The sequence below is a fragment of the Mesorhizobium sp. P3_A9 genome (genome assembly GCF_056402975.1).
In genome coordinates this window covers 1-1,884 of the sequence record NZ_JBFUGJ010000623.1, presented here as the reverse complement: position 1 = coordinate 1,884, position 1,884 = coordinate 1, and the positions used below count along the sequence as shown (strand labels likewise).

The window sequence follows — 1,884 nt, the reverse complement described above, 5'->3', positions numbered from 1 at the left end:
ACTTCATAGCGAGAGCCTAAGCGCTCCGGATTGGAACAGTATGTCAGTCGATGCCGCCGCCAAGTTCGACCCCTCGCGGGCCGCAGAATACGAAACCCAGAGCAGGATCGCGCTTGCGGGGTATGACGCGTGCCATGAGCTGGCCGCCTGCATGCTCGCGGCATCGCTTGGCGCCGGCTCGAGCGCACGCATACTTGTCGCCGGGGCCGGCGGCACGGCGCGTGAAGTCATCACAGCCGCCAAGCTGGAGCCGTCCTGGAGTTTCGTCGCTGTCGATCCGTCAAAACCCATGCTGGATCTGGCGATGTCACGCATCGCAGCCGCCGGGCTCATGGAGCGCACGGAGCCTGTTTTGGGCGTTGTCGCGGACCTGTCCGAAGACCAGCCATTCGATGCAGCCATGCTGATCGGCGTGCTTCATCATTTGCCTGGTCATGATGCCAAGCAGGCAATCCTTGGCGACATTGCCGCGCGTTTGAAAAAGGATGCGCCGTTGATCCTTGCCGGCAATTACCACGCCTATGCCTCGCAACCATTAATGATGGCAGCCTGGGCTCAGCGCTGGCGCATGAATGGGGCAACCCCGGCCGAGATCGAGACAAAACTCGGCAAAATCCTGCAAGGCGCCGATCCGCCGCAATCGGAAGACGCCGTGTTCGCCTTGCTTGCAGCAGCGGGTTTCACGAAGCCGCTGCGCTTTTTCTCAAGCCTGTTCTGGGGCGCCTGGATTGCATTTCGCGGATAATGCAATCCATATCGCAGCCAACGTGGGACCTTCCCGCTAGAACGTTTGCCTGATCTTCGTATCGGAATTGGCAAACACCTCGTCCGGCACAAAAAAGTCGCCTGCCAGCGGTCCGGTCGCGCCTGGTGAATAGACCGAAAAGTCGCTCACGCCCTCGGCGCGCAGCACTTCCTCGTCGATGTAGAAATTGCCTGTTGTTTCGCGCGACGGCCGCATGAAGATGGCATGCGCGGCATCGGCCATGATGTCGGGCGACCGGCTCATTGCCGCTACCATGGCACCGCCCAGAAGATTGCGCACGGCCGCCGTGTCGATGGTCGAGATCGGCCACAGCGAATTGACCGCGATGCCGTCCCTGGCGAACTCCGCGCTCAGGCCCAGCGTGCACATCGACATGCCGAACTTGGCCATGGTGTAGGCGACGTGGTTCTTGAACCATTTGGCCTTCATGTCGAGCGGCGGCGCCAGATTCAAGATGTGAGGATTTTGCGCCAACTTCAGGTGCGGAATGCACATTTTGGAMACCAGGAAGGTGCCGCGCGTGTTGATCTGRTGCATCAGATCGTAGCGCTTCATGTCGGTCTCCAGCGTGCCCGTAAGCTGGATGGCGCTGGCATTGTTGACGCAGATATCGATGCCGCCGAATTTCTCGACAGTTTTCGCGACCGCCTCGGCGACCTGCGCCTCCTCGCGKATATCGCACAACATMGGCAGCGCCTTGCCGCCCGCCTGCTCGATCTCTTCAGCGGCGGTGTAGATCGTGCCGGGCAGCTTCGGATGCGGCTCGGCGGTCTTGGCGGCGATCGTCACATTGGCGCCGTCGCGCGCGGCCCGCAGCGCGATCGCCAGCCCGATGCCACGCGACCCGCCGGAGATGAACAGCGTCTTTCCCTTGAGCGACATTTTTCCTCCGCGTGCATTGTTTCTTTGGGCAATCCTTGCCCGCGCCGCTGCCGGATACAAGAGCTTGCCAAGGGAAGCCATGGTGACGTTGGGGAGGGTCTGGCAAAAACTTGGGCTCCTCGCCCCCACGGATGTGGGGGAGAGGTGGCTCGGCGAAGCCGAGACGGAGAGGGGGATTGGCGCAATCCTGTCCGTGAACGGACTTCGAGAAATACCTTTCATCAGCTGGCGCCAGC

At 61.4% G+C, this 1,884-nt stretch carries 3 protein-coding genes; 2 read left to right on the top strand and 1 reads right to left on the bottom strand.

Annotated elements, in window-relative coordinates:
- Positions 1-40 precede the first annotated feature (40 nt).
- Complete coding sequence (locus AC1DX0_RS35345) at positions 41-745, top strand: SAM-dependent methyltransferase (protein WP_477359083.1); 705 nt, start codon at positions 41-43, stop codon at positions 743-745.
- Between the two features lie 36 nt (positions 746-781).
- Here AC1DX0_RS35345 and AC1DX0_RS35340 read toward each other — a convergent pair whose 3' ends face one another.
- Positions 782-1,648 (bottom strand): SDR family oxidoreductase, encoded by an 867-nt coding sequence (locus AC1DX0_RS35340; RefSeq protein ID WP_477223411.1) that lies wholly within the window; start codon positions 1,646-1,648, stop codon positions 782-784.
- Between AC1DX0_RS35340 and AC1DX0_RS35335 the strand changes: the two genes are divergently transcribed.
- On the top strand, positions 1,638-1,884 hold a 247-nt coding region (locus tag AC1DX0_RS35335; protein ID WP_477359080.1), incomplete at its 3' end, for a hypothetical protein. The genes AC1DX0_RS35340 and AC1DX0_RS35335 overlap by 11 nt on opposite strands.

Coding starts and splice junctions, on each gene's coding strand:
- AC1DX0_RS35345 (WP_477359083.1), top strand. CDS start 41: ATGTCAGTCGATGCCGCCGCCAAGTTCGACCCCTCGCGGGCCGCAGAA.